At 62.9% G+C, this 23,842-nt stretch carries 24 protein-coding genes; 13 read left to right on the top strand and 11 right to left on the bottom strand.

What is annotated here, in order from left to right:
* Positions 1–119 precede the first annotated feature (119 nt).
* The 3 genes from ACFHWW_RS28820 to pssA all read left to right on the top strand — a co-directional run bounded on the left by ACFHWW_RS28820 (position 120) and on the right by pssA (position 3,692).
* Positions 120–2,003 (top strand): ABCB family ABC transporter ATP-binding protein/permease, encoded by a 1,884-nt coding sequence (locus ACFHWW_RS28820; protein ID WP_379942536.1) that lies wholly within the window; start codon positions 120–122, stop codon positions 2,001–2,003.
* Between the two features lie 105 nt (positions 2,004–2,108).
* The gene (locus ACFHWW_RS28815) at positions 2,109–2,807 is read left to right on the top strand and encodes a phosphatidylserine decarboxylase (protein ID WP_018094641.1); all 699 of its coding nucleotides are present in this window, start codon (positions 2,109–2,111) and stop codon (positions 2,805–2,807) included.
* 9 nt (positions 2,808–2,816) lie between these two features.
* Positions 2,817–3,692, top strand: coding sequence for a CDP-diacylglycerol--serine O-phosphatidyltransferase (gene pssA / locus ACFHWW_RS28810; RefSeq protein WP_379942534.1), 876 nt, complete (start codon positions 2,817–2,819; stop codon positions 3,690–3,692).
* Positions 3,693–3,800: 108 nt separating this feature from the next.
* Here pssA and ACFHWW_RS28805 read toward each other — a convergent pair whose 3' ends face one another.
* The 5 genes from ACFHWW_RS28805 to alr form a co-directional block, all read right to left on the bottom strand.
* Entirely contained in the window at positions 3,801–4,541 is a 741-nt protein-coding gene (locus tag ACFHWW_RS28805) for an SDR family NAD(P)-dependent oxidoreductase (protein ID WP_100672095.1), read from the bottom strand.
* Between the two features lie 11 nt (positions 4,542–4,552).
* Positions 4,553–6,043: an amidophosphoribosyltransferase gene (purF, locus tag ACFHWW_RS28800; protein ID WP_275596526.1), complete on the bottom strand. Its 1,491-nt coding sequence runs from the start codon at positions 6,041–6,043 to the stop codon at positions 4,553–4,555.
* A gap of 146 nt (positions 6,044–6,189) precedes the next feature.
* Entirely contained in the window at positions 6,190–6,789 is a 600-nt protein-coding gene (locus tag ACFHWW_RS28795) for a CvpA family protein (protein ID WP_100672096.1), read from the bottom strand.
* 75 nt (positions 6,790–6,864) lie between these two features.
* Positions 6,865–8,268, bottom strand: a complete 1,404-nt coding sequence (radA, locus tag ACFHWW_RS28790; RefSeq protein ID WP_100672097.1) for a DNA repair protein RadA — start codon at positions 8,266–8,268, stop codon at positions 6,865–6,867.
* A gap of 122 nt (positions 8,269–8,390) precedes the next feature.
* Positions 8,391–9,530 carry an alanine racemase gene (alr, locus tag ACFHWW_RS28785; RefSeq protein ID WP_379942530.1) on the bottom strand — a complete coding sequence of 380 codons (1,140 nt, stop codon included), beginning with the start codon at positions 9,528–9,530 and terminating at the stop codon, positions 8,391–8,393.
* A gap of 132 nt (positions 9,531–9,662) precedes the next feature.
* On the opposite strand from alr, the gene ACFHWW_RS28780 reads away from it, so the two are divergent.
* The 3 genes from ACFHWW_RS28780 (at position 9,663) to ACFHWW_RS28770 (ending at position 11,654) form a co-directional block, all read left to right on the top strand.
* Positions 9,663–10,520: an AraC family ligand binding domain-containing protein gene (locus tag ACFHWW_RS28780; protein ID WP_379942528.1), complete on the top strand. Its 858-nt coding sequence runs from the start codon at positions 9,663–9,665 to the stop codon at positions 10,518–10,520.
* 181 nt (positions 10,521–10,701) lie between these two features.
* Positions 10,702–11,355 (top strand): AzlC family ABC transporter permease, encoded by a 654-nt coding sequence (locus ACFHWW_RS28775; RefSeq protein ID WP_379942579.1) that lies wholly within the window; start codon positions 10,702–10,704, stop codon positions 11,353–11,355.
* Positions 11,352–11,654 carry an AzlD family protein gene (locus ACFHWW_RS28770; protein ID WP_379942526.1) on the top strand — a complete coding sequence of 101 codons (303 nt, stop codon included), beginning with the start codon at positions 11,352–11,354 and terminating at the stop codon, positions 11,652–11,654. Before ACFHWW_RS28775 ends, ACFHWW_RS28770 begins: the two co-directional genes overlap by 4 nt.
* 92 nt (positions 11,655–11,746) lie before the next feature.
* Here the strand turns inward: ACFHWW_RS28770 and ACFHWW_RS28765 are convergent, their stop codons facing one another.
* Positions 11,747–13,246 (bottom strand): replicative DNA helicase, encoded by a 1,500-nt coding sequence (locus ACFHWW_RS28765; protein WP_003531702.1) that lies wholly within the window; start codon positions 13,244–13,246, stop codon positions 11,747–11,749.
* A gap of 322 nt (positions 13,247–13,568) precedes the next feature.
* Here ACFHWW_RS28765 and ACFHWW_RS28760 point away from each other — a divergent pair, with 322 nt between their 5' ends.
* From ACFHWW_RS28760 to ACFHWW_RS28750, 3 genes are read left to right on the top strand one after another with little or no spacing between them, the layout of a single operon-like run.
* On the top strand, positions 13,569–14,021 hold the full coding sequence (locus ACFHWW_RS28760; RefSeq protein ID WP_100672101.1) for a MarR family winged helix-turn-helix transcriptional regulator: 453 nt from the start codon (positions 13,569–13,571) through the stop codon (positions 14,019–14,021).
* Positions 14,018–15,613: an MFS transporter gene (locus tag ACFHWW_RS28755; RefSeq protein WP_379942524.1), complete on the top strand. Its 1,596-nt coding sequence runs from the start codon at positions 14,018–14,020 to the stop codon at positions 15,611–15,613. Before ACFHWW_RS28760 ends, ACFHWW_RS28755 begins: the two co-directional genes overlap by 4 nt.
* 17 nt (positions 15,614–15,630) lie before the next feature.
* The gene (locus ACFHWW_RS28750; RefSeq protein ID WP_379942522.1) at positions 15,631–16,698 is read left to right on the top strand and encodes an HlyD family secretion protein; all 1,068 of its coding nucleotides are present in this window, start codon (positions 15,631–15,633) and stop codon (positions 16,696–16,698) included.
* A gap of 91 nt (positions 16,699–16,789) precedes the next feature.
* On the opposite strand, the gene rplI is transcribed toward ACFHWW_RS28750, so the two are convergent.
* From rplI to rpsF, 4 genes are all read right to left on the bottom strand, one after another.
* Positions 16,790–17,365, bottom strand: coding sequence for a 50S ribosomal protein L9 (rplI, locus tag ACFHWW_RS28745; protein WP_018094655.1), 576 nt, complete (start codon positions 17,363–17,365; stop codon positions 16,790–16,792).
* Between the two features lie 34 nt (positions 17,366–17,399).
* Positions 17,400–18,353, bottom strand: coding sequence for a DUF2232 domain-containing protein (locus ACFHWW_RS28740; RefSeq protein WP_100672104.1), 954 nt, complete (start codon positions 18,351–18,353; stop codon positions 17,400–17,402).
* 193 nt (positions 18,354–18,546) lie between these two features.
* Positions 18,547–18,795 carry a 30S ribosomal protein S18 gene (gene rpsR, locus ACFHWW_RS28735; protein ID WP_003531693.1) on the bottom strand — a complete coding sequence of 83 codons (249 nt, stop codon included), beginning with the start codon at positions 18,793–18,795 and terminating at the stop codon, positions 18,547–18,549.
* Positions 18,796–18,819: 24 nt separating this feature from the next.
* Positions 18,820–19,269: a 30S ribosomal protein S6 gene (rpsF, locus tag ACFHWW_RS28730; protein WP_018094657.1), complete on the bottom strand. Its 450-nt coding sequence runs from the start codon at positions 19,267–19,269 to the stop codon at positions 18,820–18,822.
* A 343-nt stretch (positions 19,270–19,612) separates the two neighbouring features.
* Here rpsF and ACFHWW_RS28725 point away from each other — a divergent pair, with 343 nt between their 5' ends.
* Positions 19,613–19,945: a four-helix bundle copper-binding protein gene (locus tag ACFHWW_RS28725; protein WP_100672105.1), complete on the top strand. Its 333-nt coding sequence runs from the start codon at positions 19,613–19,615 to the stop codon at positions 19,943–19,945.
* 26 nt (positions 19,946–19,971) lie between these two features.
* Here the strand turns inward: ACFHWW_RS28725 and ACFHWW_RS28720 are convergent, their stop codons facing one another.
* Positions 19,972–21,015, bottom strand: a complete 1,044-nt coding sequence (locus tag ACFHWW_RS28720; protein WP_379942518.1) for an aldo/keto reductase — start codon at positions 21,013–21,015, stop codon at positions 19,972–19,974.
* Between the two features lie 336 nt (positions 21,016–21,351).
* Between ACFHWW_RS28720 and fabD the strand changes: the two genes are divergently transcribed.
* The 3 genes from fabD (at position 21,352) to ACFHWW_RS28705 (ending at position 23,631) form a co-directional block, all read left to right on the top strand.
* Positions 21,352–22,296 (top strand): ACP S-malonyltransferase, encoded by a 945-nt coding sequence (gene fabD, locus ACFHWW_RS28715; protein ID WP_379942516.1) that lies wholly within the window; start codon positions 21,352–21,354, stop codon positions 22,294–22,296.
* Positions 22,297–22,320: 24 nt separating this feature from the next.
* A complete protein-coding gene (gene fabG / locus ACFHWW_RS28710; RefSeq protein ID WP_018094661.1) occupies positions 22,321–23,058 on the top strand; it encodes a 3-oxoacyl-[acyl-carrier-protein] reductase in 738 nt (245 codons plus the stop codon).
* A 336-nt stretch (positions 23,059–23,394) separates the two neighbouring features.
* The gene (locus ACFHWW_RS28705; protein WP_003531676.1) at positions 23,395–23,631 is read left to right on the top strand and encodes an acyl carrier protein; all 237 of its coding nucleotides are present in this window, start codon (positions 23,395–23,397) and stop codon (positions 23,629–23,631) included.
* Positions 23,632–23,842 lie beyond the last annotated feature (211 nt).

Raw genomic sequence — 23,842 nt, 5'->3', positions numbered from 1 at the left:
AAAAGCGGCGTCCTCCAAAAAGGCGCCGCTTTTCATTGAAGCTGGTGCGGGATGAAGGCGCGCGACGTAGCGGTTCGCCCGCGTGTCTTCCTCAATCAAATCATGAAGCGGACTGAGACGTGCCCCAGAAGAAGACGGTTTCCGCCGACAGCGCCAATCCCATCGAAACCATAGCGAATCTGTGGCCATACATGTGGCCGGCGGACCGGATCGATCTGAAGCTGAGGGTCGTCTGGGCGACGGTGATCCTGGTGATCGCCAAGATGGTGCTCATCCTCGTCCCCTATTTCTTCAAATGGGCGACCGATGCGCTCAACAACAAGCCCGACGCACTCGGCTTCCTGCCGCAGTTCCTGACCGGCGCCGTCATGCTGGTACTCGCCTATAATCTCGCGCGTTTGCTGCAGGCGGGCCTGAACCAGCTGCGCGACGCGCTTTTCGCCAGTGTCGGCCAGCATGCCGTCAGGCAGCTTGCCTACAAGACCTTCGTTCACATGCACCAGCTCTCGCTGCGCTTCCATCTCGAGCGGCGCACGGGCGGGCTTTCGCGCATCATCGAACGCGGCACCAAGGGCATCGAGACGATCGTCCGCTTCACGATCCTCAACAGCGTGCCGACACTCATCGAGTTCCTGCTGACGGCGGTGATCTTCTGGTGGGGCTACGGCTTCACCTATCTCCTGGTGACCGCTGTCACGGTATGGCTCTACATCTGGTTCACCGTGCGTGCGAGCGACTGGCGCATCGCCATTCGACGCTCGATGAACGACAGCGACACCGATGCGAACACCAAGGCGATCGATTCGCTCCTGAATTTCGAGACCGTGAAATATTTCGGCAACGAGGAGATGGAGGCGAAGCGGTTCGACAAGTCTATGGAGCGTTACGAGCGGGCCGCGACGCAGGTCTGGACGTCGCTCGGCTGGCTGAACTTCGGCCAGGCGCTGATTTTCGGTGCCGGCACGGCGGTGATGATGACGATATCGGCGCTCGCCGTGCAGCGCGGCGAACAGACCATCGGCGACTTCGTCTTCATCAACGCGATGCTGATCCAGCTCGCGATCCCGCTGAACTTCATCGGTTTCGTCTATCGCGAAATCCGCCAGGGCCTGACCGATATCGAGCACATGTTCGATCTGCTCGACGTTCGGGCGGAGGTCGTCGACCGGCCGAACGCGAAGGAGCTCGAGATCGAAAGAGGCGCAATTTCCTTCAGGAACGTCCAATTCGCCTATGATCCGGCACGGCCGATCCTGAAAGGGATCACCTTCGATGTGCCCGCCGGAAAGACGGTCGCAGTCGTCGGCCCCTCAGGAGCCGGCAAGTCGACATTGTCGCGGCTGCTCTACCGCTTTTACGATGTCCAGGAAGGCTCGATCACCATCGACGGTCAGGACGTGCGTGACGTCACCCAGAAGAGCCTGCGCTCCGTGATCGGCATGGTGCCGCAGGACACTGTTCTTTTCAACGATACGATCGCCTACAATATCCGTTACGGCCGGGTGACGGCGAGCGATGCGGAGGTCGAGGCAGCCGCCGAGGCGGCGCAGATCGCCGATTTCATCCGTGACCTGCCGGAAGGCTTCCGCGCCATGGTGGGCGAGCGCGGCCTGAAACTTTCGGGCGGCGAAAAGCAGCGCGTCGCGATCGCGCGAACCATCCTGAAGGCGCCGCCGATTCTGATCCTCGACGAGGCGACGTCGGCTCTGGACACGAAGACGGAACAGGAAATCCAGGCTGCGCTCGATATCGTGTCGCGCAATCGCACCACGCTCGTCATCGCCCATCGCCTGTCGACGGTCATCAACGCCGACGAGATCATCGTCCTGAAGGACGGCGTCATTGCCGAACGCGGCACCCATGGCGAACTGATCGACCGCTGCGGTCTTTATGCTTCCATGTGGAGCCGCCAGCGCGAGGCAACGCAGGCCGAAGAACAGTTGAAACGCGTGCGTGAGAGCGACGATCTCGGCATCGTCGACCGGGGAATGCCGGCGCTCTGACCGCAATGAGGTTACCGCGAGTCCTCTATCTCCCGGCCTCGACATTGCCGGGCTGTCTGATTCGCGCTAGTTCACGTCGCAAAGCAAATATGGAGAGTAGAGTTCATGAGTTTGATCGACACAGTGCGCAACACGCTCGTACCGGTCCACAGGGAAGGCTACCGCTTCATTGCGATTTTCTTTGTCGTGTCGCTGGCGCTCGGCTTCCTCTGGGAGCCGCTGATGTGGATCGGCTTCGTTCTGACCGCCTGGTGCGCCTATTTCTTCCGCGATCCGGAGCGCATGACGCCGATCGACGACGATCTCGTCATCAGCCCGGCGGACGGCACCGTATCGTCGGTCGCCACCGTGACGCCGCCTGAGGAACTGGGCCTCGGATCGGAGCCGATGCTGCGCATTTCGGTCTTCATGAACGTGTTCAATTGCCACGTGAACCGCGCGCCGATGAGCGGCACGGTACGACGGATCGCCTACCGTGCCGGCAAGTTCGTGAATGCCGAGCTGGACAAGGCAAGTCAGGAAAACGAGCGCAACGGCCTCGTCATCGAAACGAAACACGGCCAGATCGGCGTGGTCCAGATCGCCGGTCTCGTGGCCCGCCGCATCCTCTGCTGGACGCGGGAGAGCGCGTCGCTGGAGGCGGGCGAGCGTTTCGGCCTCATCCGCTTCGGCTCGCGGCTCGACGTGTTCCTGCCTGCCGGTGCGGAACCGCGCGTGACGGTCGGTCAGACGGCCACCGGCGGCGAGACGGTGCTCGCCGAATTCGGATCGGCGAAGGGCCCGGTCATCAGCCGGCGCGCGTGAGGACAGGTCATGGAAGAACCCCGCCACGAACAATCCGCAGGAAGCCCGGAACAGCCCGCCGCTGAGCACGTGGACGCCACCGGCACCCACGACAAGGCCCGCGGGCCCCGGTTGCGGGAGATTCCGCTACGGCTGATGGTCCCGAACATGATCACGGTCCTGGCGATCTGCGCCGGCCTCTCGGGCGTCCGGCTGGCATTCGAGAATCGGTTCGAGCTCGCGGTTGCGATGGTTCTCCTTGCCGCTTTCCTCGATGGCATCGACGGGCGCATCGCGCGTCTTCTAAAGGCGACCTCGAGTTTCGGGGTCCAGATGGACTCGCTTGCCGACATCATCAATTTCGGGGTCGCGCCCGCGCTCGTCCTCTACGTGTTTCTCCTCGATCAGGCGCGTTCCCTCGGCTGGATTGCGGCGCTGATCTACGCCATTGCCGTCGGTCTGAGGCTGGCGCGCTTCAACGTGATGGCGGAGCGCCAGGTCAAGGCATCCTGGCAGTCGGAATATTTCGTCGGTGTTCCGGCGCCGGCCGGTGCGATGCTGGTTTTGCTGCCCGTCTATCTTGGCCTGCTCGGTCTTGCGCCGGAAAGGACGTTTGCGCTGATCGCGTCGGTCTATACGGTCCTTATCGCCTTCCTTATGGTCAGCCGTCTTCCTGTCTGGTCCGGCAAGTCGGAGAACCGCGTCCGCCGGGATCTGGTCCTCCCCGTCATCCTGGTCGTCGTCTTCTACGTGGCGACGCTGATGACCTATACCTGGGAGACGATGGTGGTGACTGCGATGGCCTATCTGGTGAGCCTGCCCTTCGGTGCCCGATCCTGGCAGCGCAAATACGGCGACTGGCCGGGTGGCCACGGGAACGACGGTTTGCCGGGGGACAGCGAATAGCTGATAGGTTTCCGCGCGCGGATGCCCGCCGAGGGCGGAGCATCAGTCGCCAATCACCTTCGCCCCGCTTGCGGGCCGGCAGGCCGGATGCGGGGAAGCGCCGCCGGCCTATTCCGGCATGCGGTAGTCGACGATCTTCTTTTCCCGAACGATAAAGAGCTTTCCCGTCTCGGTCTGCTCGGGGCCGAGCAGCGGCAACAGCGCCTGAGCTACCTCGGAGGGATGCGGAAGGGTCTCGGGATCTTCGCCGGGCACGGCCTGCGCCCGCATGGCGGTGCGCGTGGCGCCCGGATCGACGCTGAGGATGCGCAGCGGCAGGCGCTGCGTCTCGTAGGCCCAGGTGCGTGCCAGCGCCTCGACCGCAGCCTTGGAGGCGGAGTAGGGCCCCCAGAATGGCTTGCACTTGTGCGCCGCGCTCGAGGAGAGGATGAGGGCGCGGCCGGCATCCGAACGGACGAGCAACGGTTCGAGCGAACGGATCAGGCGCCAGGTCGCGGTGACATTGATCGCCATCACCTTTTCGAAGACCTTGGCTTCCACATGGCCGATCGGCGAGATCGTGCCGAGGACGCCCGCATTGGCGACCATGATGTCGAGCTTGCCCCAGCGCTCGTTTATGGCACCGCCGAGCTTGTCGATGGCGGCCATGTCCGACAGATCGAAGGGGACGAGCGTTGCCGAACCGCCGAAAGCCTTGATCGCGTCGTCCAGTTCTTCGAGGCCGCCGAGGGTGCGGGCGCAGGCGACGACGTGGGCGCCGGCCCTGGCGAGTTCAAGAGCAGTGAAATAGCCGATCCCGCGCGATGCGCCGGTGACGACGGCGATCCGGTCTTTCAGATTGGGCGTCATGTTGTTGTTCGTTATCCGTTGCTTGCGAGAACCGAGAGTTTGCGAACGTTGCTCGCTGCCCCCTGGTCGAGAAGGCGGGTCGGGTAGTCTCCGGTGAAATAGTGATCGGTGAACTGCGGCGCCTGTGGGTTGCGCGTCTCGCCGCCGACGGCACGATAAAGCCCGTCGATAGAGAGGAATTCGAGCGAATCGGCGCCGATGAAGCGACACATCGAGGCGAGGTCGGCATGCTGGTTGGCGAGCAGTTTGTCACGGTCCGGCGTATCGATGCCGTAGAAATCCGGGTGGAAGATCATCGGGCTCGCGACGCGCACATGCACCTCGCGCGCGCCTGCGTCACGCATCATCTGGACGATCTTGACCGAAGTGGTGCCACGGACGATGGAATCGTCGACGAGCACGACGCGCTTGCCGGCGATCATCGCCCGGTTCGCAGAATGCTTGAGCTTGACGCCGAAGGCACGGATCTGCTGCGTCGGCTCGATAAAGGTCCGCCCGACATAGTGATTGCGGATGATGCCGAGTTCGAAGGGGATACCGCTTTCCTGCGCGTAGCCGATTGCAGCCGGAGTACCGCCATCCGGAACGGGCACCACGACATCCGCCTCGACGGGGGCTTCGATGGCGAGGTTCTTGCCCATGTTCTTGCGGGCGACATAGACGTTGCGGCCGCCGACGACGGAATCCGGCCGGGCGAAATAGACGTATTCGAAAAGGCAAAGGCGTTCCGGCAGCGGATTCTGCGGCTTGCGGGCATCGATGGTGATCGACCCGTCCGGCTGAATCTCGCAGATGACGATTTCGCCGTTCTCGATATCGCGAACGAACTTGGCGCCGATGATATCCAGCGCGCAGGTCTCCGAGCAGAAGATCGGCTTGCCGTCGAGTTCGCCCATGACGAGCGGGCGAATGCCGTTCGGGTCGCGGGCGGCGATGAGCTTGGTGCGCGTCAGAGCCAGCATCGAATAGCCGCCTTCGACCTGGGCGATCGCGTCGGCGAAACGGTCGCTGGAGGAGACGTGTTTCGACCGCGCGATCAGGTGCAGCACCACTTCGGTGTCGGATGTCGACTGACAGATGGCACCGTCTGCAATGATCTGGCGCCGGAGCGTTAGGCCGTTCGTAAAGTTGCCGTTGTGCGCGATTGCGATTCCGCCTTCCTGCAGCTCGGCAAACAGCGGCTGGACGTTGCGCAGGACCGTCTCACCGGTGGTGGAGTAGCGTACATGGCCGATCGACATCGAACCGGGCAGCTTCGCGAGCGTGGTGGGATCGGTATAGTGGTCGCCGACGAGACCCATCCGGCGCTCCGAATAGAACTGCCGCCCGTCGAAGGTGACGATGCCGGCGGCTTCCTGCCCGCGATGCTGGAGCGCATGCAGGCCGAGCGCCGTCAGCGCGGCGGCGTCCGGATGCCCGAGAATGCCGAAAACGCCGCACTCCTCATGAAGGGTGTCGCCGTCGAGTTCGTCATGAATTTCGCTGGATCTGAGATCGGTCATCGCAATTCGCCTTTGCTACGTGCCGGTGCGCATATCGTGATCGGGCCGCCAGTCTTCAAGCGATCTTACCCGAAAACACTGACAAGCGTCATTCCAAATGGATAAAGCCCGCACAGCGGGCTTTGTCGCAAACTTTCCTGTCGATCTCAGCCGTTCGTCGCCGGCGCTTCCTCGCCGGGCGCCTGTTCCGTCTGAGCCGGCGGCGTCTCGCTTTCGCCTTCGCCGGTCGTATCCTTTCCGCGCAAGCGGTCGAGAATGGTGGCGTCGGCCTCTTCCGGCAGCAGCGCTACCAACTGATTGCCGAGATTGTCGAGCAGCGGCTTCGACTTCGCGTGGGTCACCCAGACAGGCTGCTGCTGCGGCGCCACCAACCAGTTGAAGAACAGCATGGCGACGACGACGAGCAGAATGCCGCGAGCGGCTCCGAACAGGAAGCCGAGCGTGCGGTCGAGCGCGCCGATGCGGCTGTCGATGATGAAGTCGGCCACCCGCATCGTGATGAAGGAGATGATGATCAGTGCGATCAGGAAGATTACGGCCGCCGAGCCGATCATCGCGACCGTTCCGCTGGTCGTGTACTGGCTGGCGTAGGGCAGAAGATGCGGATAGAGGAAATAGGCCGCGGCGGCTGCGCCGACCCAGCTCGCCACCGACAGAACCTCGCGCGAGAAGCCGCGAACCATCGCGAGGATGGCCGAAAACAGCGCGACGCCGAGAACGATACCGTCGAGAATTGTGATGGGCATGTTGTCCTTACTCCGACTTCACCGCCAATCGCCAGGCGGCACATCCTGTTGATGCTCCAGGGCGCGGCTATTCCGTCAGTCCTCGTCATTCGTCTGCTGCAGGGCACGCCGCGATCCCGCGATACGCGCCACCAGATCCGGCAGGCTTTCCATCTCGCTCCAGCGGCCGTTGCCGTTCTTCGGCAACTCGGTCGATGCAGATGGCAGGACGGCCTGGGAGAAACCGAGCTTCTCGGCTTCCTTGAGACGTTGGGCGGTATGCGCAACCGGCCGGACTGCACCCGACAAGCTGACTTCGCCGAAATAGACGCAATCGGCCGGCAGGGCAAGCCCGGCAAGCGACGAAACCAGTGCGGAAGCCACAGCGAGATCGGCCGCCGGTTCGGAAATGCGATAGCCGCCCGCGACATTGAGGTAGACGTCGTGCTGGCCGAGGCGAATGGCGCAATGGGCTTCCAGCACGGCGAGGATCATCGAAAGACGGGCCGAATCCCAGCCGACCACCGCGCGGCGCGGCGTTCCGAGCGATGTCGGCGCGACCAGCGCCTGTACCTCGACAAGCACGGGCCGCGTGCCCTCCATGCCGGCGAAGACCGCGGCACCCGGCGATTTCGCGTTGCGTTCGCCGAGAAACAGCTCCGACGGGTTGGCGACCTCGCGCAGGCCCTTGTCCGACATTTCGAAAACGCCGATCTCGTCGGTCGGTCCGAAGCGGTTCTTCACCGTCCTGAGGATGCGGTAATGATGGCCGCGGTCGCCCTCGAAATAAAGGACGGCATCCACCATGTGCTCGACGACGCGCGGGCCGGCGATCTGGCCCTCCTTCGTCACGTGGCCGACCAGCACGACCGCCGTGCCCGTCTGCTTGGCGAAGCGGATCATCGCCTGCACGCCGGTGCGGACCTGCGTCACCGTGCCCGGTGCGGAGTCGACGATGTCGCTCCAAAGCGTCTGGATCGAATCGATGATGACGAGGTCCGGGCGCTTGCCCTCGGAAAGCGTCGCGAGGATATCTTCGACATTCGTCTCGGCCGCAAGAAGCACGTCGCTGTCGGCGGCGCCAAGCCGCTGAGCACGCAGGCGGACCTGGGCGATCGCTTCTTCGCCCGAGACATAGATCACCCGATGCTTCCGGCGGGCAAGTGCCGCGGCCGCCTGCATCAGTACGGTCGACTTGCCGATGCCCGGATCTCCGCCGACGAGCAGTGCGGATCCGCGAACGAAGCCGCCGCCGGTCACGCGATCGAGTTCCGAAATGCCGGTGTGGATGCGCGGCGCGTCTTCGATCTCTCCGGACAGCGTGGTAAGTGCGACGGGACGCCCCTTCTTCGGCGTGCGCATGGGACCGCCGCCGATCCCCCCCGTCGGGTCATCCTCGATGATCGTGTTCCACTCGCCGCAACCGTCGCACTTGCCCACCCAACGGGAATGGACAGTGCCGCAATTCTGGCAGACGAACTGGGTGCGGGCTTTCGCCATGGATGTCGGCTTTCGGATGTTTGCGGGCGATGGCGGAATTGCCGCCGCCCGAGAATCACTCTTGGCGGTCACATAATGCCGCGAAATCCCGATTGAAAGGACGATATTCCTTTGCGCCTTGTTCAAGCGCCTCCGACATAGGTCCGATGATACCGGCGGCCGAGACTCGTCAGCAGCTCGTAGCCGATGGTGCCGCCGGCGCGCGCGACGTCATCGATGGCGACATTGCGCCCGAAGACCTCGATGTAATCGCCGGCACGCACGGCCGTTTCCGGCAGGTCCGTGACGTCGAACAGGCTCAGATCCATAGTCACCCGCCCGACATGCGGCACCTTCATACCATGCAGGAAACCGAAGGCGCCCGAGGGCATCGCCTGTCTGAGGGTGACGCCGCCGCCCGAAACCGAACGGTGGTAGCCGTCGGCATAACCGATCGCGACCGTCGCAATGCGGCTGTCGCGGCCGAAGCGGACCGAGGCGCCGTAGCTTGCCGTTTCGCCGGATGGAACCGTCCTGACCTGCACGATGCGCGCTTCGGCGGTGACGACCGCTTTCATCGGATTCACGGCGCCATCTACCGCTTCGCCGCCATAGACCGCGATACCGGGCCGGGTGAGATCGAAGTGGTAGTCCGCGCCGAGGAACACGCCGCCGGAATTTGCGAGGCTTGCCGGCACGCCCTCGAAGGCGGCCGTAACCTCGCGGAAACGCTGAAGCTGATAGCGGTTCATCGGGTGTCCAGGATCGTCTGCGCAGGCGAGATGGCTCATGACGAGGACCGGCGAGAAACTCGCAGGCCGCGCAGGGTCGTGGGCGAGGGTAATGGCCTCCTCTGGCGACAGGCCGAGCCGGTTCATGCCCGTGTCGACGTGGAGAACGCAGGGGTGGTCGCCCCGTTCGGAAAGCGCTGCCATGAAGACCGCCAGCTGCTCCTCCGAGTTGATGATCGGCACGAGATCGTTCTCGAAGAAGAGTTCCTCGTTGCCGGGCCACATTCCCGCGAGAATGTAGATTCGTCCATCCGGAACAAGCGGGCGAAGCTCGGCCCCTTCTTCGACACTGGCCACGAAGAAATCGCGCGCGCCGGCGGCATAGAGAGCCGGTGCGGCATGCACGACGCCGAGGCCGTAGGCATCGGCCTTCAGAACGGCGGCGGTGCGGGCTTTTCCGGACCGCTCGTTCATCGCCCGCCAATTGTCGGCAAGCGCGGTGAGGTCGACGGTGAGCCTGCTGGAGGCGGAAAGAAACTCGGGGCTTTGCATACTGGAACTCTGCGTGGGCGATACCCGCAGCAATACATCCAAGTGCTCCGTGCCGCAAACCGCCGACGCAATGCTCCGGTCGAAAGCACTTTTATGCAAGACGAGCCTTTCCTCGCCCGATAAGATCGGCCGATGGAAACGATCTCACAGGAAAAGGCCATCGAGGCCATGCCGCTCGAGGGAGCCGAGCGGACTCGTTTCTGGCGCGACCCCCGCTTCAAGGGCATGGAGTGCCTCAGCGCGACCTTCATCACACACGAATTTGCCCCCCACGCGCACGACACCTTCAGCATAGGTGCGATCGAAGCGGGTTCCCAGATCAGCACGATCAAGGGGGAACGATCGCAGACGGGCCCGGGAGATCTCTATCTCATCAATCCGGATGAAATTCACGACGGGCATCCGGGTCATGAAGGCTACCGCTACCGGATGATCTATCCATCCACAGACCTGCTGGTGGAGATTCTCGAGGATGTGACCGGCCGCTCCTTCAGGGGAACGCCGTCCTTCTCGCGGCTGCTTCTCACCGATAGAGAGCTTGCGATCGGGTTTCATCGTGCGCACCGCGCATTGGAAGGCAAGGTCGGTACGCTAGAAGCGGACGAAAGCATGTTCGGGTTCCTGGCGAGGCTCTTCGAGCGCCACGGCAACGCTATCATCGTCCCTCTGCAGACGCGCGAGAGTTCAGCCGTGCACCGGGCACGCGACTATCTTGTTGAAAACTACACGCACGATATCGGGCTGGAGGAGCTTGCGAAGCTGGCGGGGCTCAGCCGCGCCCATCTGATCCGCGCCTTCCGAAAGGAATTTCACATCACCCCGCATGCTTTTCTCACCGACAAGCGGGTGCGGGAAGCCAAGGCCCTTCTGCGCAAGGGCTGGTCTGCGGCGGACACCGCCTATCACTGCGGCTTTGCCGATCAGGCGCATTTCAGCCGCCATTTCAAGGCTCGAACCGGCGTCACGCCGGGCACCTATCGCTCAGGCTGATCACTTTCGTTCAAGACGGGTGTCTTCTGCCGGGCTACCTGCTGGCGCTCTTCCAGGAAAAGCGCGTAACGGTTTTCCTCCGGGAGTGCGCAATTTCAGAAGATTGGTGTTGCAGGTACGGGAGATCCCTGGCGTGAAAAAGGTGCGGGCAGTCGAGGAATTCTGGGGAGGTTTCAGGGCGATGGCACCGCTTATCGTGGCGGTGATGCCGATCGGGCTCGTCTTCGGGGCCGTCGCCGCAACCAAGGGCCTGTCGACCCTCGAAGTCGTGATGATGAGCGCGCTGGTCTTCGCCGGCGGTTCACAATTCGTCGCGCTCGACATCTGGACTCATCCGGCCTCCTGGGCGGCCCTCGGATTTTCGGCTCTGCTCGTCAATATCCGCCATCTTCTGATGAGCGCATCGATCGGGACGAAGATGCCGGCCTTCTCGGGGCCGGCGAGATATGCCGCGATGCTTCTCCTTGCCGACGAGATATGGGCCATGGCCGAGGTCCGAGCCGGTGAGTCGCGCCTCACGCCCGCCTGGTATGCGGGCCTCGCGGTCCCGTTCTACCTGGTCTGGGTGCTTGCCGGCCTTGCCGGCTCGCTCGCCGGCGCGTTCCTCGGAGACCCGAAAGCGCTCGGTCTCGATTTTGCGTTTCCCGCGGTCTTCATCGTCCTGGTCATGGGTTTCTGGAAGGGACGAGAGACCGGCGCGGTTCTCGCTGCGAGCGGTGCGGCCGCGGTCCTCGCGCAGCAACTCCTCCCCGGAGTCTGGTACATCGCAGCCGGCGCGGGGGCGGGCGTCATCGCGGCGCTCTTCACCGGGGAACGTCAGGAGGCCCGCGCATGACGCTCGATCCGCACACGCTTCTTGCGATCCTCGCGATGGCCGTTGCGACGGTGCTGACCCGGATCGGCGGTCTTGTCCTCATCCGTTTCGTCACGATAGGTCCTAAGCAGAAGCGGGCGCTGGAGGCGATTCCGCCGGCCGTATTGATGGCCGTCATCGCGCCGACGGCGCTGGTCACCGGGCCGGCCGAAACGCTCGCAACCCTCGCGACAGCGCTTGTCGCCACGAGGCTTCCGCTGCTGGCCGCGGTGGCGGCCGGGGTGATCGTCGTGGCGGTTGTGAGGGTGTTCGTAGCGTAGAGAGCCCGTTTTCCGTCCGGAAGTGCGTTGGACCAGAGACTTAGAGCAATTCAGTGTTTCGATGAAACATTGTAATGCTCTCAGTCCGCCCCTCAGTGCTCGTACTGCGTAAACGACGGATCGGCGAGATCCGAGAAGCGCGTGAATTCCGACTGGAAGGCGAGCTTTACGGTGCCGGTCGGTCCGTGGCGCTGCTTGGCGATGATCACGTCGGCCGTGCCCTTCACCTTCTCCATCTGCATCTTCCACTCTTCGTATTTCGGATCGAACTCGTCGCGCGGTTCCATGTTCTTCACGTAATATTCCTCGCGGAACACGAAGAGAACCACGTCGGCGTCCTGTTCGATCGAGCCCGATTCACGCAGGTCGGAGAGCTGCGGCCGCTTGTCCTCGCGGCTTTCCACCGCGCGCGAAAGCTGCGACAACGCGATGATCGGCACGTTGAGTTCCTTGCCGAGCGCCTTGAGGCCGGTGGTTATCTCGGTGATTTCCTGTACGCGATTTTCGCCCGACTTCTTCGAACCGGTCATGAGCTGGATGTAGTCGACCACGAGTACGTCCAGGCCGCGCTGCCGCTTCAATCGGCGCGCACGCGCGGCAAGCTGGGCGATCGAGATACCGCCGGTCTGGTCGATATAAAGCGGCACTTTCTGCATCATCTGCGAGCAGGCGACGAGCTTTTCGAAATCCGCTTCCGAAATGTCACCGCGGCGGATCTTCGAGGAGGAGACTTCGGTCTGCTCGGAGATGATACGGGTAGCGAGCTGTTCGGACGACATTTCGAGCGAATAGAAGCCGACCACGCCGCCGTTCTTGGCCTTGAAGGAGCCGTCGGGCTGTACCTCCGGTTCGTAGGCGGCGGCGATGTTGTATGCGATGTTCGTCGCGAGGGAGGTCTTGCCCATGCCCGGACGGCCGGCGAGGATGATCAGGTCCGAACGCTGCAGTCCGCCCATCTTCCCGTCGAGGGAATGGATGCCGGTGGAAATGCCGGAGAGGTGACCGTCCCGCTCGAACGCCTGTCCGGCCATGTCGATTGCGAGCGCGACCGCGTCGTTGAACGATTGGAAGCCGCCGTCGTAGCGCCCGGTCTCGGCGAGTTCGAACAGGCGCCGTTCGGCATCCTCGATCTGGCTCTGCGGCGGCATGTCGAGCGGTGCGTCATAGGCGATGTTCACCATGTCTTCACCGATGGTGATCAGCGACCGGCGGAGCGCCAGGTCGTAGATCGCGCGACCGTAGTCCTCCGCATTGATGATGGACACGGCTTCGGCGGCGAGGCGCGCGAGATATTGCGCAACCGTCAGGTCGCCGACCTTCTCGTCGGCCTTGAGAAAGGTCTTGACCGTCACCGGGTTGGCAGTCTTGCCCATGCGGATGATTTCGCCGGCGATCTCGAAGATCCTGCGATGCAACGGCTCATACAGGTGTACGGGTTTGAGGAAGTCCGACACCCGGTAGAAGGCGTCGTTATTGACGAGAATGGCGCCGAGCAGGGCCTGTTCCGCTTCCAGATTGTTCGGCGCCTCGCGATAATGCTGTTCTGCCTGATCCTTGGCCAAAGGGGCGAGCTTTCGCGCTGCGTCGTTCATCGTTTTCCGTTTCCGCTTATGATCCCGTGAGGCACCCGGTTTGCTGACTGTTGCCCGTCGCGTCTAGTGCAGGCACGCAACAGTGGCGTGCCATACAACCCCGCCTGTCGCCTTTGCCCGTTGTTCGACTGATCCACAGGGAGGCAAGGGAGAAGTTGTAAAAAAATACATTCTCACGCGACACTGGTTGACGCAGCGGCCATGGGTAAAAACTACCTGATTCGCGTCCCCGCGTCCTCGATGGGCATCTTGAAAAATGCCCATGGCCGGATTAAATAGTGTCCAGATAGTTAGCATGCTAGTAATATGGAAACGATACTAAATGCCGAATCCAAGCGACAATCGTGAACTGTTCGACGCACTTGCGACCGTAAATCGCAAACTGCGGTCGGTGTTCGACGCGCGGGTGAAGGAGCGCGGCCTGACGCTGCCGCGTGCGCGGATGCTGTTCGCGCTCGCCAGGAAAGAAGGTCTCAATCAGCGCGAGTTGGCCGAAGAGCTCGATATCGAGACGCCGACGATCGTTCGCCTTCTCGACGGCATGGAAAAGCAGGGATTTATCGAGCGTCGGGTCGAGCTTTCCGATCGGCGTGCGAAGCAGATCCATATGACGGACATCGGCCGCTCCGTGGCGGATGAGATTCAGAAGCTCGCGAGCGACATCCGCGAGGAGGTCCTGGGCGGGCTGCAGCCACAGGAAATCGCCGTCGCGCTGAAGGTCGTTTGCAAGATCGCGACGAACATCCAATCGATCGGGCGGAGTGGCGACCGATGAATGCCGTTGCCGCTCCCGACTCGATGCGCATCGGTAGATCGGCTCTCTATATCGCCGGCTCCGCTCTCCTCTTTCTGACGCAGGGCCTCGGCCTGAATCTCGCCTCGGCCAATCTTGCGCAGGTCCAGGGGTCGCTTTCGGCCACGTCGGTGGAGGCTGCCTGGCTTGCGGCTGCCTACATGGCGCCCAATGTCAGCCTTTCGGCGGCTCTCGTGAAGATCCGCGCCCAATACGGTCTTCGCCGCTTCGCTGAGATCGGCATAGTCGGCTTCGTCATCGCTTCACTGATGAACGTCTTCGTCTCGGACCTTCATTCGGCGGTCGTCGTCCGCTTCATCAGCGGCATTGCGGCCGCGCCGATGTCGAGCCTCGGCTTTCTCTATATGCTGGAAGCCTTTCCACCGGCGCGCAAGCTGACGGTGGGCCTCGCACTCGCACTGACATGCACGACCTTGGCCGCTCCGATCACGCGGCTGATTTCGCCGCGACTCATCGAGATCGGACAATGGCACGGGCTGTACACGCTCGAGATGGCGCTCGCGCTGATCGCGCTGCCGGTCATCTATCTGCTGCCGCTGACGCCGGTGCCTCATGCCAAAGTCATCCAGCGTACCGACATCCTCAGCTACCTGCTGCTCGCCGTCGGCTTCGGCTGCGTTGCCGTCGTCCTCGTGATGGGGAGGCTCTATTGGTGGTTCGAGGCACCCTGGCTCGGCATACTGCTCGCCTTGTCGGTCGTTACCCTCACGGCCGTCGTCCTGATCGAGCTCAATCGCGAGCAGCCCTTGATCGACATACGCTGGTTGGCCTCGCGCGAGATCGTGCATTTTGCTGCCGTACTGTTGATCTTCCGCCTCGTCGCCTCCGAACAGTCGGCGATCGCCACCAACTTCTACCAATTGCTCGGCCTGCAGTATGACCAGCTCGCGACACTTTACTGGATCATTCTGGCCGCATCGCTCGGGGGCGGTCTGCTCTGTGCGGCGCTGATGAAGCCGGGGCACGCGGACGTCATCCACGTGTTCGCCCTCGGCATGCTCGCTGGCGGCGCCTATATGGACAGCCATGCGACGAGCCTTACGCGTCCGGAACAAATGTATGTGAGCCAGGCGCTGGTCGCCGCCGGCACGGCCCTTTTCCTGCCGCCGGCCATGGCCCGCGGTTTCACGGCGGCACTCGCGAAAGGCCCGAGCTACATCCTGAGCTTCATCGTCGTCTTTCTGTTCACGCAGAGCATCGGCGGCCTGATGGGCTCGGCCGCCTTCGGAACCTTCGTGACACTGCGGGAGAAGTTCCACGCCAACATTCTGGCCGAGCAGATCGTTCTGACCAATCCTCTGGTCGCGCAGCGCATCGGGCAGTTATCGGGCGCCTACGCCAAGGCAATCGGCGACAGGGCGTTGCTGAACGGGGAGGGCGTTGCCCTGCTCGGGCAGACGATCACCCGCGAGGCCAACATCCTCGCCTACAACGATGCCTTCCTGCTGGCGGCGATCATAGCGCTTTTCGCGCTCGCGGTGCTGCTCATCCAAATCGCTGTCAAACGGCTTGCCGGGCGCGATCCCGACACCGTGCCGGCGGCCATATCTTGAACAATGAAGTCGTTACCATGTTGAAAAACTTCCGCTCTCCTACAACGCTCATCGTATTTCTTGCCGGCCTCGCCGGTCTTTCGCTCGTCCTCTACGCCTGGCGTCTGCCGCCTTTCGCGAGCTCCGTCGAAACCACGGAGAACGCCTATGTCCGCGGCTATGTCACGACCATCAGCCCGCAACTTTCCGGCTACGTCGCGGAGGTGCCGGTGCGCGACTACGAGGAGGTGAGGGCTGGTCAGCTCCTCGTCAGGATCGATGACCGGATTTACGTCCAGAAGCTTGCGCAGGCAAAGGCGACGCTTGCGACACAACGGTCGGCACTGGCGAACTCGTTCGAACAGGAGCTATCGGCAAAGGCCGGAATCGCCGCGAGCGAGGCCCAGCTCGACGGGGCCAAAGCGGCTCTGGCAACGGCGAGAGCAACCTGGGACCGCATTCGTCCGCTCGCCGATAAAGGTGTCGCGACGCGGAGCGACGCCGACCAGGCCCGGGCTGCGTTCGAGCAGGCGGACGCGGGCGTCAAACAGGCGATCGCAACTCTCGAGGTTTCGCGCCAGTCGCTTGCGACGACGCTCGGCGCCCGCGCCGGCCTCGAGGGTGCGGTAGCCGGCGCCGAGGCGGCCGTGGAACTCGCCGAGATCGACCTCGACAACACCAGGATCGTTGCGCCGCGTGCCGGCAGGCTCGGCGAGATCGGTGCCCGTGTCGGGCAATATGTCACCGCCGGCACACAGCTGCTCTCGGTCGTGCCGCACGACGTCTGGATCGTCGCCAACTTCAAGGAGACGCAGCTTGACGGGATGCGGGTTGGTCAGCCCGTCACCATTTCGGTAGACGCCCTGAACCGGCAGGTGCTGAGAGGCCACATCGAGCGCTTCTCTCCCGCTGCCGGATCGGAATTCAGCATCATACGGCCCGATAACGCCACCGGCAATTTTACCAAGGTGGCGCAACGTCTCGGCGTGCGCATCGCCGTCGATCCCGAACAGCCAATGGCCGACCGCCTTGCTCCCGGGCTTTCGGTGGTGGTGAGGGTCGACAAGGCGGCCGAACCTCAGGCGGCAATCGCGTCCGCCGGGTAGGGCAATTCCAGGTTCCGCAAGGAATCGCCCGCAAACAAAAAGCCCGGATCCGATCGGATCCGGGCTTCTTTCCTTGAGGTCCGCTCGGGACTTATTCTTCTTCGGACTCGATCTCGGCTTCCGGGTTGAAGAAATCTTCCGGCTTCAGGGCGTCTTCGTCCACGCCGTAGATGGCATCGGCCGAGGTCAGGCTTTCGCCCTTGGCCTGGCGCTCGGCTTCTTCGGCCGAACGGGCGACGTTGATTTCGATCGCCACGTCGACTTCCCCGTGCAGGTGCAGCGTGACCTTGTGCAGGCCGATAGCCTTGATCGGCTGGTTGAGGTCGACCTGGTTCCGGTTGATGTTGAAGCCTTCGGCAGCCAGCGTCTCGACGATGTCGCGGGCGGCAACCGAGCCGTAAAGCTGGCCGGTCTCGCCAGCGGAACGGACGATGATGAAGGACTTGCCGTCAAGCGAATCGGCAACCTTCTGGGCTTCCGACTTACGCTCGAGGTTACGGGCTTCGAGCGTCGAGCGCTCGGATTCGAAACGGGCCTTGTTGGCGGCATTGGCGCGGAGCGCCTTGCCGAGCGGCAGCAGGTAGTTGCGCGCGAAGCCGTCGCGAACCTTCACGGTTTCGCCCATCTGGCCGAGCTTGGCGATGCGTTCGAGGAGAATGACTTCCATTTTGATTTCCTTTCAGTTTTGTTCGTTTCGTTGGTCAGTTTTTTCCCGTGGGCGTGAGTGCGATGGCGCGGCGCGTATCGATCAAGCCGGAAAGGAGGAAGAAGAAAGCCGGAATCGTAAAGACGAACACCGACAGGTATGCGATCCACAGCACGGGAAGCCGCCAGGACTTGCCGCGCGTGCGAAAATGAAAAGAGGCGAAGCCCGACAGCAGGAAGCCGGCGCCGAAGGTACCGCAGACGAGCGCGCCGATCACAGCCGGCGCCCCTCCGAAGAAGGTGAGGGCCAGGCCGCCGAGAAAAACGAAGATGGCGTTGCGGTGCATCCTGAGCGAAGAGGGAACGTCCTCCCGCGGCCGAAGCGCCTTGCCGGACAGCTGCACGATGCGGGTCGCGAGATAGTAGGCGGCGAACAGCATCAATACCCAGATGGCACCCTGCACGAGCGGCAGCGCCAGCGTGAATATCGACTTGAGCTGAGCGATCGCCGCGGCATCCGGATTGTAGAGCGGTTCCTGCGCCTTTATCGCCTCGACCACCATATCGACCATGATGTCGGAGACGCTCGCGTCGTATCCGACGATATAGCCGACGATGATCATGCCGACCGTCACCAGTCCGGCAAGATGCACGAGGATGTCGGAGAGCGGATACCAGGCGAGTGAACCCTCGGGACCGCCGAGTTCGGAAGCCGGGCGCGCAAGATTGGAGAGGTGGCTGAGCCAGCCGGCCGGGACGAGCGTCACGACGACGATCAGCAGTGCGAAATAGGGTGACACGAGTGCCACTGCTGCCCCGCCCGCGACCACGATGGCAGCGATGGCGGCGGCGTTTCCCCAACCGAGACCCGCAATCAGGATCGGCAGCGCGGAGGCGGCGTAGAGAACGATCGCAAGAGACGACTGCGTATTCGCGCCCATCGACAAGAGGGCGGCGGTAATGCCGGCGAGAACGCCGGTCAGCAGCGATGTCCTGTTCCAGTTCTTCACGTTCGCTGTCCTGCTTGAGATGCAGTTAGGGGCGGCCGTCCGGCCATTGCCCCAACATGGGATTTGCGCGCCGTTCCGGCGCGTTTCCGATCCGCGCCCACCGCGGAAGGGAGGGATCGAGGCACACTTGAAAGCGCGCCTCGATCGGAGCTGGTTTCCGTTGAGTCAACCGATCAACGGAGCGCCGGCCGCCTTACGATACGATGTAGGGCAGCAGGCCGAGGAAGCGGGCGCGCTTGATCGCCTGGGCGAGTTCGCGCTGCTTCTTCTGGGAAACGGCCGTGATGCGCGACGGCACGATCTTGCCGCGCTCGGAAATGTAGCGCTGCAGGAGACGGACGTCCTTGTAGTCGATCCGAGGAGCGTTTGCGCCCGAGAAGGGGCAGGTCTTGCGGCGACGGTGGAACGGACGGCGTACCGGAGCGGAAGAAACTTCAGCCATTGTCTTATCTCCTAAAGCTTCTTGTTAAGCGCGGTCTTCGCGCGGGCGGCGCGGACGGTCATCGCGGTCGCCACGGTCCGGACGCGGACCACGGTCGCCAAACCCGCCACGGTCCGGGCGGTCGCCGTCGCGGCGCGGACGATCGTCGCGGTCGCGCTTCTGCATCATCGCGGACGGGCCTTCCTCGTGCTTGCTGACGGCGATCGTCATGTAGCGCAGGATGTCTTCGTTGATGCGCATCTGACGCTCGACTTCGTGCACGGCCGGTGCCGGGGCATCGATGTCCATGAGGACGTAGTGAGCCTTGCGGTTCTTCTTGATGCGGTAGGTGAGGGACTTCAGGCCCCAGTTCTCGACCCGACCGACCTTGCCGCCGTTCGATTCGATGACACCCTTGTACTGCTCGACCAGAGCGTCGACCTGCTGCGGCGTGATGTCCTGCCGAGCGAGGAATACGTGTTCATAAAGAGCCATTGTGGCTTGCCTTTCTTGCGTTAATCAGCCCGGACCTCGGCGGCTAAGCCTCAACGACTGTTCTTAAAGGCCACTAAGAGCCGGCAAGAAAGTGTTGTATCGAGACGGTCGAGAGCGGAGACACGGGAGGCCGGAATGCCTTACATTCCTCGCGGTTTCCGAATGGAAACCGGCCCTCCGTTCAGCCACCAGCCAGAAGACCGGGCGTTTCGAACAGCGCGCTTATACGGGTTTTCACCCGAAATGCAAGCGCTCTCGTCGGATTGGCCCCCCGGCTGCACTCATCCGGAACAAAAGCGCCCTTGCGCTGTTGAGTGGGCTCCCACCCATCCGGGAGAAGAAAATGGCCCCCTTCGATCCGAAGATGCAGGAATGCATCGAGAATTGTCTTGCCTGCTATCGCGTCTGCCTTTCGACGGCGATGACGCATTGCCTGGAGACCGGCGGCGAGCATACCGAGCCGCCGCACTTCCGGTTGATGATGGCCTGCGCGGAAATTTGCAGGGACGCGGCGCATTTCATGCTGCTGGGTACGCCGCACCACAAGCACCTGTGCGGCGAATGTGCCGAGATCTGTGCGGAGTGCGCGGACGACTGCGAGCGCATCGGCGACATGGGCGATTGCGTCGACGCCTGCAGGCGCTGTGCCGAGAGCTGCCGCCAGATGGCGGCATGAAGCCGCCGCTCCGGCGGGAGAGTGTTTCAGATCGGCGCCGGATAGAGCCGGTGCAGCCGCCGGATGCCGTTCATCACGTCCTGGGAGAGAGTGACGTCGGCGGCGCCGAGGTCATTCTTCAGTTGCTCCATGGACGTGGCGCCGATGATGGCCGAGGCCATGAAGGGGCGCGTGAGACAGAAGGCGATCGCCATTTGAGCGGGGTCAAGACCGTGTTCGCGGGCGAGTGCGGCATAGGCGGCGACGGCGGGCTCCTGATGCGGCGTGTAGCGGCCGCCGAGGTCGCCGTTGATCGACAGGCGCGATCCGGCCGGCCTGGCCCCGTCCAGATATTTTCCGCTCAACAGCCCGGCCGCCAGCGGCGAATAGGCGAGCAGGCCGATATCTTCGTGGTGCGACACTTCCGCCAGGTCGAGATCGTAGCTGCGGTAGAGCAGACTGTACTCGTTCTGGATCGTTGCGACGCGCGGGAAGCCGTATCTGTTGGCGAGGTCGATCATCTTCATCGCGCCCCAGGCCGTATCGTTCGAAAGACCGACCGCGCGGATCTTGCCCGCTTTGACGAGTTCGCCGAGCTTGTCCAGAATGGCCTTGAGATCAGCCGCAACCTCCTCCCTGTTCTGGTGGGAAGGATCATAGGACCAGGCGTTTCGGAAGTGGTAATGTCCGCGGTTGGGCCAGTGCAATTGATAAAGGTCGATATAGTCGGTTCTGAGCCGCGCGAGGCTCGCATCGACCGCTTCGCCGATCCCTTGCGGGGTGACCGGGCCGCCATTGCGGATGTAGGCACGGCCGGAGCCGGCGACCTTGGTTGCAACCACCACGTCGTCACGGCGGCCGCGCGCAGCCAGCCAATCGCCGATAATGCGCTCGGTGTTGCCGTAGGTCTCCGCTGAAAGCGGCGTGGTCGGATAGAGTTCGGCCGTATCGATGAAGTTGACGCCATGATCGAAGGCATAGTCGAGCTGTTCATGGGCCTCGGCCGGCGTGTTCTGCGAGCCCCACGTCATCGTTCCGAGACAGATGGACGAAACCTTGATGCCGGTGCGGCCGAGTTTGTTGTAGCGCATGACGTTCCTTGTGGGGCGGGTTAGCGCCCATGGGAGGAAGGCGCTCCGCCTTGGAAATGACGGTTGGCCGCAGCCCGGGAAGTTCCGGAACGGCGCGGCGGCAAAGCGGGGCAAACTTAAGCCTTGATTGGCGAAGATCAAGGGCAAAAGACCGTAACCAACCGGCGAAGCGCGGCTTCCGCGCTTGACTTGCGGTTCAGGAATGTGAATGGAGAGGAAAATGCGGGGCGGCGCCAAAGGTCCGGGCGGTTCATCTGCACCCGCCCGCGCAATTGAAACGGTCACGGTTACTGGCTTGCTCCGAACCAGCCGCGACCCATGGAAGGGGCACTCTTGATGAGCACCGCATTCACGTTCCCCGGTCAGGGCAGCCAGGCCGTCGGCATGGGCAAGGATCTGGCCGAGGCCTTTCCGGAGGCTGCCGCCGTCTTCGCCGAGGTCGACGAGGCGCTCGGCGAAAAGCTTTCCGACATCATGTGGAACGGGCCTGAGGACACGCTGACGCTGACGTCGAATGCGCAACCGGCGCTGATGGCGGTGTCCATGGCGGTCATACGCGTGCTCGAGGCCAAGGGCGTCGATCTCAAGCGCAAGGTTTCCGTCGTTGCGGGCCACTCGCTCGGGGAGTATTCGGCGCTCTGTGCCGCCGGTACCTTCTCGCTCGCCGACACGGCGCGTCTTCTGCGCATTCGCGGCGATGCCATGCAGGCGGCCGTGCCCGTCGGCAAGGGCGCGATGGCGGCGATCATCGGTCTGGAGCATGACGATGTCGAAGCGATCTGCCGCGACGCCGCATCGCTCGGCTCGTGCCAGATCGCCAACGACAACGGCGGCGGCCAGCTGGTGATCTCGGGCGAGAAGCCGGCTGTGGAGAAGGCCGCGGCTCTCGCATCGCAAAGGGGTGCCAAGCGCGCGCTGATGCTGCCCGTGTCCGCCCCCTTCCATTCCGCGTTGATGACGCCGGCCGCAGAAGCCATGCGCAAGGCGCTCGCAACGGTCGAGAAGCGCGATCCCGTGGTGCCGGTCGTCGCGAACGTGCTTGCCGCGCCGGTTAGCGATGCGGGCGATATCGCACGCCTGCTTGTCGAGCAGGTGACCGGGCAGGTGCGCTGGCGCGAGACGGTCGAGTGGTTTGCGGCCCATGACGTGACGACGCTTTACGAGATCGGCTCGGGCAAGGTCCTGACGGGACTTGCCCGGAGGATCGACAAGACCGTCACCGGCATCGCCGTCAATTCGCCCGCCGATATCGATGCGGCGCTTGCCGTCCTCTTGGCCTGAGCGCCCCACTATAAGGAGAAATCCATGTTCGATCTTTCAGGCCGCAAGGCTCTCGTTACCGGCGCTTCCGGTGGTATCGGCGAGGAAATCGCCCGCATGCTGCATGCTCAGGGCGCCGTCGTCGGACTGCATGGTACCCGCGTCGAGAAGCTCGAAGCTCTTGCCAACACCCTCGGCGAACGGGTTCAGATATTCCCGGCAAATCTCTCCGACCGCGCGGAAGTCAAGGCGCTCGGTGAAAAGGCGGAAGCCGATCTCGGCGGCGTCGACATCCTCGTCAACAATGCCGGCATTACCAAGGACGGGCTCTTCGTCCGCATGAGCGACGAAGACTGGGACAACGTCATCGAAGTCAATCTCACGGCCGTCTTCCGGCTGACGCGGGAGCTCACGCATCCGATGATGCGCCGTCGCTTCGGCCGCATCGTGAACATAACTTCGGTGGTCGGCGTCACCGGCAATCCGGGGCAGGCGAATTACTGTGCCTCGAAGGCCGGCATGATCGGCTTCTCCAAGTCGCTTGCACAGGAAATCGCCACCCGCAACGTCACGGTCAACTGCGTCGCGCCGGGCTTCATCGAAAGCGCGATGACCGGCAAGCTGAACGACAAGCAAAAGGAAGGGATCATGTCTGCGATCCCGATGCGGCGGATGGGAAGCGGAGCCGAGGTCGCCTCCGCCGTCGCCTATCTCGCTTCGAACGAAGCGGGATACGTCACCGGTCAGACGATCCACGTCAACGGCGGCATGGCGATGATCTGACGAGGCGATGGAGTGTGCGGTACCTTGGTCTTCGGCCTGTGCCGCGAGCTCCGATCAGCCTCTTCGTTTGTTTGTGCCAAATGCCTGAAAATCAATGTTGACCAAGGGAATATCGGGCATTTTCGCACTTTGCGGCAGGCATAAACCGTGTTAATCGGGCCATGACTGCGCGCAGTCGACCGTTCCGGCCAGGTGTCCGGCAGCTCTTGTTGCCCTAGGTTTCCGCGGTTTCGGTTGGATGGATTGCCCGTTGGACCAACTTGGTCTATCAGGCGTGATAGAGTGCCGGTGCCGGTAACAGCGCCGTAGAGAAACATAAGGTCGAGGAACTCCGACATGAGCGATATCGCAGAACGCGTGAAGAAAATTGTTATTGATCATCTTGGCGTCGACGCCGAAAAGGTCAGCGAAGGCGCAAGCTTTATCGATGACCTCGGCGCGGACTCGCTCGACACCGTCGAACTGGTCATGGCATTCGAAGAAGAATTCGGTGTCGAAATCCCGGACGACGCTGCAGATTCGATCCTCACCGTCGGCGACGCCGTCAAGTTCATCGAGAAAGCCCAGGCCTGACCTTCTGGCTTGAGTTATTGGCGGGCCGCACTCGCGGCCCGTTCAGCCCTGGGGCAGTGGGCTGGCCTGCATTCACTGCGGGTTGCGATCGGTAAAGCGTCCCGCCTTTCCCTCTGGTCGTCACTACTGCATGTCTCCTGATTGGAGTCCGTCCAGGGACCAGAACATGCAAGGAACCATAAGGTCAAAGCGACCTTTGCGCGTCTTCACG

The organism is Sinorhizobium sp. P24N7, assembly GCF_042436655.1.
Classification (GTDB): Bacteria; Pseudomonadota; Alphaproteobacteria; order Rhizobiales; family Rhizobiaceae; genus Sinorhizobium; species Sinorhizobium meliloti_A.
Note: the sequence above shows the minus strand (reverse complement) of the source record. Positions and strands in the feature narration are given on the sequence as shown.